At 57.3% G+C, this 12,386-nt stretch carries 12 protein-coding genes; 4 read left to right on the forward strand and 8 right to left on the reverse strand.

The annotated features are described in order from the left end of the window. Positions 1 to 101: 101 nt before the first annotated feature. Complete coding sequence (locus GOV38_RS02015; protein ID WP_254430426.1) at positions 102 to 761, forward strand: Crp/Fnr family transcriptional regulator; 660 nt, start codon at positions 102 to 104, stop codon at positions 759 to 761. Here the strand turns inward: GOV38_RS02015 and GOV38_RS02020 are convergent. The 8 genes from GOV38_RS02020 to GOV38_RS02055 form a co-directional block, all read right to left on the reverse strand. Continuing rightward, positions 758 to 1,978 carry a BatD family protein gene (locus GOV38_RS02020; RefSeq protein WP_171207438.1) on the reverse strand — a complete coding sequence of 407 codons (1,221 nt, stop codon included), beginning with the start codon at positions 1,976 to 1,978 and terminating at the stop codon, positions 758 to 760. The genes GOV38_RS02015 and GOV38_RS02020 overlap by 4 nt on opposite strands. Further along, the gene (locus GOV38_RS02025; protein WP_171207439.1) at positions 1,975 to 3,477 is read right to left on the reverse strand and encodes a VWA domain-containing protein; all 1,503 of its coding nucleotides are present in this window, start codon (positions 3,475 to 3,477) and stop codon (positions 1,975 to 1,977) included. The genes GOV38_RS02020 and GOV38_RS02025 overlap by 4 nt, the downstream gene beginning before the upstream one ends. Next, positions 3,477 to 4,460: a VWA domain-containing protein gene (locus GOV38_RS02030; RefSeq protein WP_171207440.1), complete on the reverse strand. Its 984-nt coding sequence runs from the start codon at positions 4,458 to 4,460 to the stop codon at positions 3,477 to 3,479. The genes GOV38_RS02025 and GOV38_RS02030 overlap by 1 nt, the downstream gene beginning before the upstream one ends. Beyond that, on the reverse strand, positions 4,460 to 4,933 hold the full coding sequence (locus GOV38_RS02035; protein ID WP_171207441.1) for a DUF4381 domain-containing protein: 474 nt from the start codon (positions 4,931 to 4,933) through the stop codon (positions 4,460 to 4,462). Before GOV38_RS02035 ends, GOV38_RS02030 begins: the two co-directional genes overlap by 1 nt. Beyond that, positions 4,930 to 5,877 (reverse strand): DUF58 domain-containing protein, encoded by a 948-nt coding sequence (locus tag GOV38_RS02040; RefSeq protein WP_171207442.1) that lies wholly within the window; start codon positions 5,875 to 5,877, stop codon positions 4,930 to 4,932. The genes GOV38_RS02035 and GOV38_RS02040 overlap by 4 nt, the downstream gene beginning before the upstream one ends. 1 nt (position 5,878) lies before the next feature. Then, entirely contained in the window at positions 5,879 to 6,856 is a 978-nt protein-coding gene (locus tag GOV38_RS02045; RefSeq protein WP_171207443.1) for a MoxR family ATPase, read from the reverse strand. 113 nt (positions 6,857 to 6,969) lie between these two features. Then, a complete protein-coding gene (locus GOV38_RS02050; RefSeq protein ID WP_171207444.1) occupies positions 6,970 to 8,085 on the reverse strand; it encodes an acetoin utilization protein AcuC in 1,116 nt (371 codons plus the stop codon). Next, positions 8,086 to 9,171 (reverse strand): AI-2E family transporter, encoded by a 1,086-nt coding sequence (locus GOV38_RS02055; RefSeq protein WP_171207445.1) that lies wholly within the window; start codon positions 9,169 to 9,171, stop codon positions 8,086 to 8,088. A 169-nt stretch (positions 9,172 to 9,340) separates the two neighbouring features. Between GOV38_RS02055 and GOV38_RS02060 the strand changes: the two genes are divergently transcribed. From GOV38_RS02060 to GOV38_RS02070, 3 genes are all read left to right on the forward strand, one after another. Then, positions 9,341 to 10,207 (forward strand): YihY/virulence factor BrkB family protein, encoded by an 867-nt coding sequence (locus GOV38_RS02060; RefSeq protein ID WP_171207446.1) that lies wholly within the window; start codon positions 9,341 to 9,343, stop codon positions 10,205 to 10,207. Further along, positions 10,204 to 12,099 carry a cytochrome c3 family protein gene (locus GOV38_RS02065; RefSeq protein WP_171207447.1) on the forward strand — a complete coding sequence of 632 codons (1,896 nt, stop codon included), beginning with the start codon at positions 10,204 to 10,206 and terminating at the stop codon, positions 12,097 to 12,099. Before GOV38_RS02060 ends, GOV38_RS02065 begins: the two co-directional genes overlap by 4 nt. Before the next feature lie 92 nt (positions 12,100 to 12,191). Beyond that, positions 12,192 to 12,386, forward strand: coding sequence for a hypothetical protein (locus tag GOV38_RS02070; protein ID WP_171129581.1), 195 nt, complete (start codon positions 12,192 to 12,194; stop codon positions 12,384 to 12,386).

Below are 12,386 nucleotides of genomic sequence, written 5' to 3' on the forward strand. Positions count from 1 at the left end.
AGCACTGGGAATCGAATGCAATCATTCTAGATTATCGTGGAAATTTAGAACTCATCATATGATAATATTACAAAATGGTAATGTCAGATAACGTGAATAAAATGAGACGATTACGCGAAGCCGGATGGTTTGCGACGCGATCCAAAACCTTTCAAGACAGCCTGCTGGCCATTGGCGTACCAAAAGCCTTTGCCGCGGGTGAAACGCTCTATCGTTATGGCGATGAAGCGAATGGTATCTACGCGATACTGGACGGGGCGGTTCAGATTACAGCACCTGCAGATGATGGGCAGGAATTTGTTATTCACCGTGAAGGTCATGGATTTTGGGTCGGAGATCTGGCCTTGTTTGCAGGGGCTTCGCGTCTTGTCAGCGTTGTGACGACTCAATGCAGTCAGACCCTGTTTTTTCCCAATACGCGGATCGAAAAACTGGTTCGCTCGAACCCGGATTACGTTCGGGATTTTTATGCGTTGAGCCACGCAAACATCCAAACGGCGCTGCGGATCATGGCCAATCTTGCCGTAACAGGGACCGAGAAGCGGCTGGTCTTGCGGTTGCTGCATCTCGATGAGTGCAACACAACAGAAGACGACTGGATTGTCGTCTCGCAAGAGGAGCTGGCCGAGATGGTGGCGGTTTCAGCACCGACGCTACATCGCTGCTTACATCGCCTGGTGGATATGGGTTTGATCGAGTTGGGATATGGCAGGGTAAAGCTCAGCGACCGACGGGCATTGATTGCCAGTTGCCAAAGCTAAGGGTTCAGTGGGGGCAGAGCTGCAGTATGCGCTTTCTCACTTGAGTGACGCATACGGACGAGTGCCAGCCCGGCAGCGTTCCAATCCGCTTTGTTCGGCTTCTTCTGGGCATAAATCGCTGCACCAATCTGTGTAAGCGCTGCCTCCAGCTCCGCGCTGTCTGCTGGCCAATCGGCTTTGCTCTTCCACTCCTCCAAACCTGTGTAAACTGTCTTTAAATCATGTGCTTGAAGCCCTGCTTTGATCTGATCAAGGGCGTGTTTGGGCGACGCAAGATAGGTTTGTCTGCGTCGGCTCTTCCAGGTGTTCAAACGCGGTTTTCCAAAGCGGTACACAGTCCAGAATATCCCGGCGAGGATCGCAATCCATCCAAGATAACGTGCGATGTCTGCAGCGTCAGGTGGTGGAGCCTTGGGTGGCACCAAGGTCAAGTCTATGGCGTCGATTTCGATTGTTTCGACTGCGTTGCTTGTCAGATTGAACCATTGGATCGAGACTGCCGGCAACTGGGTGTCTCCACCATTCTGCGCCAGATAGGTTACCTCATCCACGCGCTCCCCGGACAGCACGCCGCGATCTTCGGTCTCGGTTAGTTTTGGCTCTTTCGGATAGGAACGCAGCAAGGTGCCCTGTAGATCCGGCATCAATTGCGGAATCAGCATTGGGGTAGTGCCGGAAATACGTGCGGTCAAACGACGGGTAATGGCGTCTCCGGATTTGAGTGTGCGTTCGCCGTCGATCTCTTGCGTGACGTCGAAACCGGTCGCGATGATCAGCGGGTCCAGTCCGCGTGCCGCATCGGGTACAGTCGCCTCAAAAGTTATCCTGGGAAGGTCCACGGTAGTCTGAATGGGCGCGTTTGTGTCCGGATCCGCATATGTAACGACAACCTGCTGTGCACCAAGGTCAAAGTTGCCTGCCGTCAAGGGATAGACACGATAGCTGCGTTGCACGCCTGACCAAGTTTCTCCCTCAATCGCTTCACTTACGGGCCCCGAGGCACGTTCAGGCAAACGGACCAGAAGGTTTTCGCGCTCAAGCGATGGGAAAACTGGCGGCGATGGCATGAAGGTCGGGACCAGAACCTTGACGCGGATAATGGCGGGTTGGCCAACAGTCGTCGCGTCGTCCGGTACCTGGACCGTCACGTTGGGCGCGACTTGAGCCAATGTCGGAATGCCCCAGAAAACCCATATGAACAGCGCTACGTATCTCATTGATTTAACGCCTGATTGTCGAGCAAAAACCTATTGCGCAGAAAGTCCTGCATATCGGTATCAATTGCGCTGATCCACTGGTCTGCAGACAAGGCTTCGGCGCCGTCTTTCGGAGCCTGTATAGTGGTTTGAGTACCTTTGCTGTCTTCGTTGTCAAAAACGGTATCATCCGCGCCGATCCCGGCTTCTTCCCCCGTGTCCGATTGTTCCCGGGTGGTCTCGACAAATTCAAGTATCGCGCGCGCAACCTCCAGATTGTGCTCCGCCTCGGGCCAGCCGGGCCTGCGGTCCAACGCAGTTTCGAAGGCAGCGATAGCGGGTCGGTATTCCCGGTTTCGGATACGGGCCAATCCTTCGGCAAAGGCTGCTTCGGCCGTGTCCATTTGCGCAAAAACCTCGGCCGCCTCGGGATATCGACCCACCTTCAACATCGCATAGCCACGGTGATAAGGCTCCTGATACAGGTCAGCAGCATCTCCATAGCGTTTCTGGTTCATCGCGACCTGCCCCTGTTGATCCGGTGTCAGGAACCAGTCGCGCCAGCCTGCAGCCTGTGCCGGACCGCTCGGAATTGCGAGGATGCAGGCAAGTACGGCCCAGCGGATCACCCAGCCTTTGCGGAACCACAACAAGCACAGAAAGGCCGCAGGCCAAGCCAACAGCCAACCTTGGTCTGTCCAATCCGACCGGTCATCATCATCCAATGCGTCGGCATAGGCCGATTGAATACGCCTGTTCAATTTGTTGATGTCTTGATCGTCCGGAGTAAACGGTACGACAGTAGCGTTGGAAAGGTTGTCCAATTGGACGATGCGCGCACCATCGGGAAGCATCGTAAGGAAGAAAACATCGAATCCTCGGCTGTCGAAACCTTGTGCCTGAGAGGGTTCGAGGTCGTCCAGAACAAACAAGACAGACCCAGGATTTTCGTTGCTTTCCAATATGTTCAAAGCTAAATCTAAGGCACTGGATGCGACGTCGCCTTGCTGTGGCATAACTGCTGGAACCAGACCTTCTAACAATGGGCGCAGGATATTCGGGTCTTCGGTCAACGGCGCCACCTGGTGGGCCGAGCCAGCATAAGCGATCAAAGCAGTCTGAGCGCCAGACCGGGCCGTGATCATGTCGGTGATCTTGTATTTCGCACGCTCCAGACGTGTAGGGGTCAGGTCAGTCTGCTCCATACTGTCCGTGACCTTAAGCGCAATCACCAAAGGCGCGGTATCTGCGATCAACGGATTCGTCGCCCGCGACCATGTGGGCCCAGAGACCGCTAGCGTGATCAGGAGTGCCGCCAACATCGCAAGATCAATCGGATAGACGCGCCGTCGATCATCCGCACCTAGCAGAAGCGCAGCACTCAGATGTGGGGCGATCCCGTCTGGCAGTTTTTGCGCAGCGCTTTTTCGAGGGCGCAATCGCCACCACAGGATCGTAATCGGAATGAGGAACAGAAGGTAACCTGCTCGCAGGAAGTGAAATTCCGCCAAAAACTGCATCACGATACACCTCGGCGCGAATGGGCAATGTGCAAGGTGATCGAACTGCCCAAAAGCAGCAGCAAAGAAATCAGCAGCGGGAAATGCGCAAGGCTTTGTTTGGGTCGGTAGCTTTGTGTTTCCACAATACGGGGATTTTGCTGGTCAATGCGCTGATAGATCTCGGTCAGTGCGGCTTCGTCATCTGCAAAGAAATACGCGCCACCGGTGCGCGACGCGATCTGTTGCAACGCGTCCAGATCAACCCGGTCTTCTCCGGTGGCATTTGGGTCCCCAACGCCAATCGTGTAGACGACCACACCTTTTTCTGCTGCTATCGCTGCCGCGTTGATCGGCGTCATGCGGCTGGATGTGTCAGCACCATCACTCAGAACGATCATAAGTCGCTGTTCCACTTCGCTGGTGTCGAAGGTGCGGATGCCCAGGCCAATTGCATCACCCAAAGCCGTATTTGGACCTGCCATACCAACTTGAGTTTGGTCGAGGAAGCCATTCAAACTGTTGAGGTCTTCAGTGAAAGACGCTTGTACAAAAGCGCGCGTTCCGAAGATGATCAAAGCCATCCGGTCACCTTGCCTTTGGGCAATGAAGCCACGCAAGACGTCTTTGACCGCGTCCAATCGTTGTTTCGGGGTGCCGTCGCTGGAACGGAAATCGCGCTGATCCATCGAACCTGAAATATCCAGTGCCAGCACCACGTCGCGGGCGGATTTTTCGACCACCACCGGATCACCCAGTCGTTCAGGCCGGGCCATGGCGCAGATGAGCAGGCCCCAGATACAGATCACTACAATTGTTTGCAGCCGTGATCGCCCAGCGACCGCGACGCCCGAATGTGGTGCGGCTCCGACCGCTTTGGCGACGTGCCGAAAAAAGGGAATTCGAATGGCCTGGCTTGGCTGGCGATAAGGCGGTGCGTACCAGTAGACCAACGCAGGAAGCGGCAGCAGCAGGAAAACCCAAGGCGAGGCGAAGGACAACATCAGCTTGCGCCTCCGGACTTATGCAAAGTGATCCATGTTCTAACCAATCGCGTGACATCTTTGTTCGGTGATGCCGCTTTGTAGGGGGCTGAGCCGAGTGCCATCCAGGTTTCTTCGGAAAAAGTCATTCGATCAGAGGTTTGTCGAAGAAAGCTCAACCACTCATCGCCGAATAGTCCTGCGACCTCTTGTCGGGGAAAAGCCACCAATGCGGTTCGCCGTAGGATCTCGGAGGCTAATCGAGGGTCATCGGCGGATCGGTCCAGTTCTTTCAGTGCCTGACGGCGGTAAGTGTTTTGGCGCCGGTGTCGGAGGTATAACCAAAGAGCCCAGAGCGCCAACACAACCAGGATCGTAGCCAGAACCGCCCATCCCCAGGTTTGCGGAAGCATGGAAATCGGGGCAGGTTCCGGAGCGGGTTCGAGCATATTCAGCAGATCCACAAGGGATTTCCCATCGGTCTGGATGCTCATTTGCACCTCCCGCGATGTCCGAACAGATGCAGCAACTGATCCAATGCCGGTTGCGCTGTCGTCAATGGGACGACCGGAAACCCATAGCGCTGCGACCAGAGATGCAGTTGCGACAGTCGGTTTTCCATCGCTGTCCTGATCCGTGCGGAAAGCGCGGGATCGGTATTGTCTACCTCGATTTGGTCGGTGCCGTCGGATACGGTGAGTTTTAGGCCTTTTGGAAGATCCTGTGCGGACGGATCGGATATATTGAACAATATCAGATCATTAGAGCGCGCAAGGTTGCGGATCAGTGCCTCGCTCTTGTCATTCAACCCTTCGAAATCGGAAAAGACACAGACCAGCGTATTGGTGTGAGCCAAAGCGTTGGCAGACGCCAATATGTCATTCAAGAACACAGTTGGTTCCGGGCGCAGAGCCGCGTTCAGAGCTATGTTCATCGCGCCGATCGAAGACAGAAACCGCATGAGTGCTTTGGCGCGCCGTTGGGGGCGGTGCTCGGCCAGATCGCGGTCGCCGAACACGATGCCGCCGACACGATCTCCTTGTGCCAGAATGCGGTGGGCGGCAATGGCAGCGGCCTCGGCGGCGATAACCGATTTCATATATGTTTTGGTTCCGAAAAACATCGAAACTCTTTGATCGACAAGCAAAAGAGCAGGGCGGTCGCGTTCCTCGGTATAGACCCTAACATGGGGTGAGCGGGTGCGCGCTGTGACTTTCCAATCAATCGTGCGAATGTCATCGCCGGGTAGGTAGGTGCGCAGCTCTTCGAAATTCAGGCCACGCCCGCGCAGACGCGAGGCGTGCCGGCCGTTCAGGATTGAACGGGCCGGTTGGTATGGCAACAGGCTGATTGCGCGGGCCTGTAGCCCCAGGCGAAGCAAATGGTCCGCGTCAACATGGATGCGGGGATCGTTCTGATATGATGCCGGGAGCGACATGTCACGGCAGTGCGACAAGCGACAGCATTTCGGTGACCACGTCATCAGCGGATTTGCCCATGCCCTGAGCTTCAAAACTCAGCGTGATCCGGTGCCGGAAGACATCCGGTGCAATGGCTCGGATATCGGCTGGATCTACATAGTCGCGCTGGTTCATCCAGGCATGGGCCCGGCCACATTTGTCCAGCGCAAGCGAAGCGCGAGGGCTGGCGCCGACTTCGATCCAGCGGGCAAGGTCGTCGCTGAGTTTCTCTGGCGTACGGGTCGCTTGTACAAGATCGGCCATATAGCGATCCATCGCATCAGATACGTGGATTTGGCCAATCTCTGCGCGTGCTGTAAACACGGCCTCTTGCGGAATCGGATCAGCGCGCTTGGGTGCGGTGCTGTTGCTTGCTGCGACTTCCTCACCGCGCACAAGGCGGATCACTTTGACTTCATCCTCGACCGGGGGATAGGTGATCTGAACATGCATCAGGAACCTGTCCATTTGCGCCTCTGGAAGAGGGTAGGTGCCTTCCTGTTCGATCGGGTTCTGAGTCGCCATTACGATAAACAGAGGCTCCATCTTATGCGTCGTTCCGGACACCGTAACCTGCCGTTCTTCCATAGCCTCAAGCAGCGCGGCCTGAACCTTGGCCGGGGCGCGGTTGATCTCATCGGCCAGAACGATATTGGCAAAGATCGGGCCGGGATCGAACCGGAATGTTCCACCCTGTTCGGTTTGCTGGAATACTTCAGTTCCAGTGACGTCCGAAGGCAGCAGATCGGGTGTGAACTGGATACGGCTGAAACTGGAATCCAGATTCTTGGCCATGGCCTTTACCGCGCGCGTTTTTGCCAGCCCTGGCAGTCCTTCAATCAACAAATTGCCGTTCGCCAACAGTCCAATGACCAATCGGTCAATCACGTCGGTCTGGCCGATGATGGCCTGACTCATGCGCGATTTAAGTTCATTCATCTGATTAAGTGCATTCATTTAGGTCGTCCAATCAATGCTCTGGTTGGTCTTGGCATCACGAAAATGCCCAGGAGAAAGCGGTTGGAAATGTTCTGTAATGATCGCAGGTTAGCAACGATTCAGGGTGTGATCTAGCGTGAATTTCGTGCAGCGAGCTTATGCAGGTCGGCCTTCAACTCGGAGCGTACCGGGCCTTCGTTTGGTTGGTCGCGCAGCGTGTCAAACCAATGCGCGGGTGGCTGACGTCCGGCGGCGCGGTTCCAGGACAAGGCGCGCAGAACGCTTTGAGCGTCGGAATTCAGCTTGTCGGGGATCTCATAACCGTTGAGCGTGGCCCAGACACCGCTCCACAACCGTCCGACCGACCACGGGTTATACCCGCCACCGCCCAGAACCAGAAAGCGGGGGGCCAGCGGTTTCAGCTGAGCCACCGCACGCCAATGGGCGTTATTAGACAGGGTCAACCGAGACAACGGGTCTTCGGCCACAGCATCGGCACCGCATTGCAAGACGATGGCTTGTGGGTCGAAGTCCTGTGTCACCGGCAGGATTAGCTGATCAAGGATCGCGTCGAATTCAATGTCATTGAGGTTGCGCGCGACCGGCAGGTTCCAGGCCGCACCGCCCGCATCATCGGACAGCGCGCCAGTAAAGGGCCATCTGCGGGCCTCGTGCACCGAAATCATCCGCACTTCGGCAGAGCCGTGAAACGCCGCCTCGACCCCGTCGCAATGATGGGCGTCGATATCAACATAGACAATGCGCGAAAGCCCTGCGTTCAGCAGGGTGCGGATCGCCAGAACCGGATCGTTGAGATAGCAGAACCCGTTGGCGCGGTCTGCCATCCCGTGATGCGTGCCGCCTGCGGGGTTGTAGACAATGCCACCGTCCCGGATCAGCTCGGCCGCCAGCATGGATCCGCCCGCAGAGGTCGCAGGGCGACGATACATCTCGGGGAAGACCGGATTGGACAGGGTGCCCAGCCCGTACCTGTCCCGTACGCTGTCTGACACCGCTTGTGCCCGTTCAGCCGCTTGAAGCGCCGCGATATAGTCGGGAGTGTGAAAGGCCATCAACGCCTCGGGCTTGGCGCGGGGGCTGACGCGGTAGCTCTGGGGCGTCAGCCAACCCAAGGCACGGCACAGGTCCATCACGGTCGAGACGCGCGGAATGGCCAGCGGATGTTGTCTGCCATAGGTCGAATGGCGATAGATCTCGGACCCGATGAAAACTGGTTGATCCAGCATTCACGATTTGGCCTGTTGCGGGTCATCATCCCCAAGCCTGCCGTCCAGAGACATCAGGATCGCCACCGGGCGCAGGGCCGGGACATGGCTGAAAATGATCAGGATGCACACGGTCAGGGGCACGCTGAGGAAAGCGCCGATCAAGCCCCAGACTGTGGTCCAGAACATCAGGGCCAGGATCACCAGAAAGGTCGACATGTTCAGCGACCGACCCAGCATCGCGGGATCGACGAAGTTGCCAATCACAAACTGGATCGTGCCACATCCCAGAACCACCACCAGAAACGGGCCGATGCTTTCAAATTGCACCAGCGCAATCAACGCTGGAAACACCACGGCGATGATCGATCCGATTGAGGGGATGAAGTTCAATGCAAAGGTCAGAACCGCCCAGGTCTCGGCATATTCCAGACCCAGGGCGCGAAAGATGGAATAGCTGATGCCGGCAGTGATCAAGCTGATCAGCGTCTTGACGCCGACATAGCGCTGCAGGCTGAACGAAATGGCCCCCAGGACCGAAGCCAGATCAGCTCCGAATTCTGGTGCACCAGCCGCCAATTGGATCTTTTTGCGAAAGGCCAGACGCTCGGCCATCAGGAAGGCCACATAGAGGCTGATCAGAAAGAACTGGTTGAGCAAAGAAGTCGCGCTGCCCAGCAAAAGCCGTGCCACATAAGACATGTCGATGCTGATCAGGTTGTCGCGGATAAAGCTGGTCACATCGTTGCCCACAAGACCGGTGATCCGGTTCACCGCATTGTCGAACTGCGTCTCATAGGTGCTGATGGTACGCGCAAATTGCGTCGCCTGACTGCCAAGAACATACATGATCATGAACAAACCGGCCAGAACCAGCACCACTCCCACCAGATTTGCCAACCAGACCGGGGCGCGGGTCAGGGCGATCACGCGATCTGCCAGGGCGATGATCAGCACATTGATCAGCAAGGCCATGGTCAGCGGGATCAGAAAGCTGGCCCCGGCATAAAGCGCCAGTACCACAAGCGTTGCAACAATTGTGACGTCGCGGATCACCGACAGTTTCAGGCGGGGGTGGTCTGTCTGGCTATCTGGTTGCGGGGTCATGAACGGGCCTTATCGGGCATGAGGCGGGCGCAGGTCCCGCAAGGGTCAGACCTGATCCTGCACAGGTTCGGCGTTTTTTCAATCCGGTCAGGCTCTTATCTGCCGGATTTCGACCCGCGCTGGGTCACTGTGGGTTCAGTCACCACACAAGGCGGGCTAGGGTCGGGGCATGACGCATTCGATGATTCCCTCGCCAGGCATGTTTCTGCGCGCGCTCGCGCTGGCCCTTGGGCGGTTCAACCGCAAGGACGGGTTCGTCATGAGCAGCCATGTGGCCATGTCGCTGATGATGGCCCTGTTTCCTTTTGCGCTGTTCACGGTGGCTTTGGCCGGGGCGCTGTCGCAGGGCTATGTAACCGAGGATCTGATCGAGCTGATCTTTGGGGCCTGGCCCAGCGACGTATCCGACCCCATAGTGGCCGAGTTGCGCGCTGTACTGGACGGTGCTGGAACAGGGGTGATCACCCTTGGCGGCCTGCTTGCGATCTTCTTTGCCTCAAACGGGGTTGTCGCAGTGCGCAAGGCCATGACCCAGGCCTATCACGATCAGGACAGCTGGCCGTTCTGGAAGGCGCGCCTGCTCTGCTTTGGGCTGGTCATCGCTGGGGGCGCTTCGATTCTGGCGATTGCCGTGGTCGAGGTTGTGCTGCCAGCCTATACAAACTTGGTGACCGCGCGCACCGATGTCAGTGTGAACGAATGGTTGTCTGTTGACCGTCTGCGCTGGACCTTCACGGTCGCGGTGCCCGCAGGTACGGTTCTGATTGCCCATCTGGTCTTGCCGACCCGGCGTCACAAGCTGTCGCAGATCCTGCCAGGGGCGCTTTTGACATTGGCGCTTTGGGCGATCGGGGGGTGGGGCTTTTCAATCTATATCGCCCATTTCGCCACCTACAGCGCCACCTATGCCGGTTTGGCCGGTGCCATGGCCGCGCTGATTTTTTTGTACCTGTGTTCCGCGATGCTGATCCTGGGGGCCGAATATAACGGCGCTCTGATCGATCTGCAGCGCTCTGAGTCCGAGGATGCCGCGTGAAGCTTTTCTTTCTTGCATTTTCCTTGGTCATTGGTGCTGCAACGCTTGCTCATGCGCAGAGCTATGTCGGATCGGACAGTTGCATTGAGTGCCATCAGGAACAGGGCGAGGCCTGGTCGGGCTCGCACCACGCATTGGCCTGGACGGAAACTGACAGCGGCACATTGCGCGCGGATTTTGATGGATCAAGCTTTAGCCATGATGGGATGCATGTCACATTTGCGCTGCGCGATGGAGTGCCTCTTGCGCAGGTCACCGAAAAGGATGGTGTGACAACAGAATACGGTGTGCATTCGGTCGTGGGGATCGAACCGCTGCAGCAATACCTGTTCGAGACCGAACCGGGCCGATTGCAAAGCTTTGATGTGGTCTGGGACACAGAAAATAAGCGCTGGTATCACCTCTATCCCGATCAAGACCTGCCCCCCGATGACGGGTTGCACTGGACGGGGCCTTACAAGAACTGGAACGCCCGTTGTGCCGAGTGCCACGCCACAGGCTTTGTCAAAGACTATGATGCACAGACGCGCAGCTATGCCTCGCAACAGGCAGAAATCGGCGTCGGGTGCGAGGCATGTCATGGGCCGGGCTCTGCGCATATCGATTGGTTGGACGGGCAGGTGCTGGCCGATGGGCTGAGCGAATACGGGTTTTCTATGGATTGGGGAACGACCGAAGCCGGTATCCAACAATGCGCCACATGCCATTCCCGGCGCGAGGCACTGGCGGATGGCAATCCGCTGCCGGGAACGCCGTATCACGATGCCTATAACCTGGCTGTGCTGCGCCCCGGGCTCTATCACCCCGACGGGCAGATCCTGGACGAGGTCTATGTCTATGGCTCATTCCTGCAATCCAAAATGTACGCGCGAGGCGTCGGCTGTATGGAATGCCATGACCCGCACCGGGCTGAAACGATCGCCGAGGGCAACGGGCTGTGTACCCAATGCCATTCGCCCGCCGGAAACCCGGATTTCCCAACTCTGACGCTCAAGGCTTACGATACGCCGGATCACCACCATCACGCTGAGGACAGCGCAGGGGCGCAATGCGTTTCGTGCCATATGATCGAGCGGGTCTATATGGGCGTCGATGGGAGGAAAGATCACAGCTTTCGCATCCCGCGCCCGGATCTGGGGTTTGGGGCGGATGCCTGTACCGATTGCCACACTGGTGAAACGCAGCACTGGGCGGCGCAGCAGATCGCAGGTTGGTACCCGGCCTCGACACAGCGCGGGCCGCATTTCGGGACAACTTTCGATGCCGCTGTATCGGGTCAGTTGACGAGTACCCAAGATTTGACCGCCATCGCCTTGGATCCGGATCAGGCGGGGATCGTCCGTGCGACCGCTCTTTTCCTGCTACAGCCCGTTGCAAACGCGGATGTAGCTGCTGCGGTCTCTCCGTTACTTTCTAATCCCGACCCGTTGATCCGCGCCAACGCGGCCCCCGTTCAACGAGGCGCCCCGATCGCTGACCGTGTCACACGGCTGGAACCGCTGCTGTCGGACCCATTGCGCAATGTGCGCATATCGGCCGCGAAAGAGTTCCTGACGATCCCGACACAAGCGATGACCCAAGCGCAAAGCGAAGCTGCTGGGGCAGGGATTGCGGATTGGCAGCGCAGCATTGCGACACGACTGGATTTCCCCGAAACCCATTTGGTTCTGGGCGGTTTTGCCCTCACGCTACGCAACCCTCGCGCTGCCGAAGGCGCATTTCGCGAGGTGGTCGCCCTTGACCCGCAACGCGCCGAAGCCTGGCCCATGATCGTGCAACTGGCCCAACTGAACCGAGGCACCGAGGCCGCTTTGCAAGCTCTGGATGAGGGGCTGACGATCTTGCCAGACGATCCGGCCTTGCGGCAATTGGCAATCCAATATGGACGGTAATTGGCTTCAAACGGGCTGAATTCAGCCCTATTGGTGGCATAATCTGACGCAAGACTGGGCATTGATACAGTCTGTCATAGATCAGGTGCCCCATGTTGAAACGTGCAGCGACTTTTGTTGAACCCCGCCTGGGACGGCGGAAAAAGACAATGGAGGCGCGGATCGAAGAACTGCGCAACCGCGCACCCACAGATATCAACCACGGTCAGGCATTGATGTTGCAGGGTATGGCGAACGCCTCGCTGCGCGCGCAAACCCTGTCGTCGAACAAGATCCAACTGGACTGA

The sequence above is a fragment of the Ruegeria sp. HKCCA5839 genome, assembly GCF_013035585.1.
Lineage (GTDB): Bacteria > Pseudomonadota > Alphaproteobacteria > Rhodobacterales > Rhodobacteraceae > Ruegeria.

Excerpts from the sequence above, each read along its gene's own strand:
- GOV38_RS02030 (WP_171207440.1), bottom strand. The coding sequence starts at position 4,460 with ATGTTGTCCTTCGCCTCGCCTTGGGTTTTCCTGCTGCTGCCGCTTCCT.
- GOV38_RS02060 (WP_171207446.1), top strand. The coding sequence starts at position 9,341 with ATGACGCATTCGATGATTCCCTCGCCAGGCATGTTTCTGCGCGCGCTC.
- GOV38_RS02070 (WP_171129581.1), top strand. The coding sequence starts at position 12,192 with ATGTTGAAACGTGCAGCGACTTTTGTTGAACCCCGCCTGGGACGGCGG.
- GOV38_RS02015 (WP_254430426.1), top strand. The coding sequence starts at position 102 with ATGAGACGATTACGCGAAGCCGGATGGTTTGCGACGCGATCCAAAACC.
- GOV38_RS02050 (WP_171207444.1), bottom strand. The coding sequence starts at position 8,085 with ATGCTGGATCAACCAGTTTTCATCGGGTCCGAGATCTATCGCCATTCG.
- GOV38_RS02035 (WP_171207441.1), bottom strand. The coding sequence starts at position 4,933 with ATGAGCATCCAGACCGATGGGAAATCCCTTGTGGATCTGCTGAATATG.
- GOV38_RS02045 (WP_171207443.1), bottom strand. The coding sequence starts at position 6,856 with ATGAATGCACTTAATCAGATGAATGAACTTAAATCGCGCATGAGTCAG.
- GOV38_RS02040 (WP_171207442.1), bottom strand. The coding sequence starts at position 5,877 with ATGTCGCTCCCGGCATCATATCAGAACGATCCCCGCATCCATGTTGAC.
- GOV38_RS02025 (WP_171207439.1), bottom strand. The coding sequence starts at position 3,477 with ATGCAGTTTTTGGCGGAATTTCACTTCCTGCGAGCAGGTTACCTTCTG.
- GOV38_RS02020 (WP_171207438.1), bottom strand. The coding sequence starts at position 1,978 with ATGAGATACGTAGCGCTGTTCATATGGGTTTTCTGGGGCATTCCGACA.
- GOV38_RS02055 (WP_171207445.1), bottom strand. The coding sequence starts at position 9,171 with ATGACCCCGCAACCAGATAGCCAGACAGACCACCCCCGCCTGAAACTG.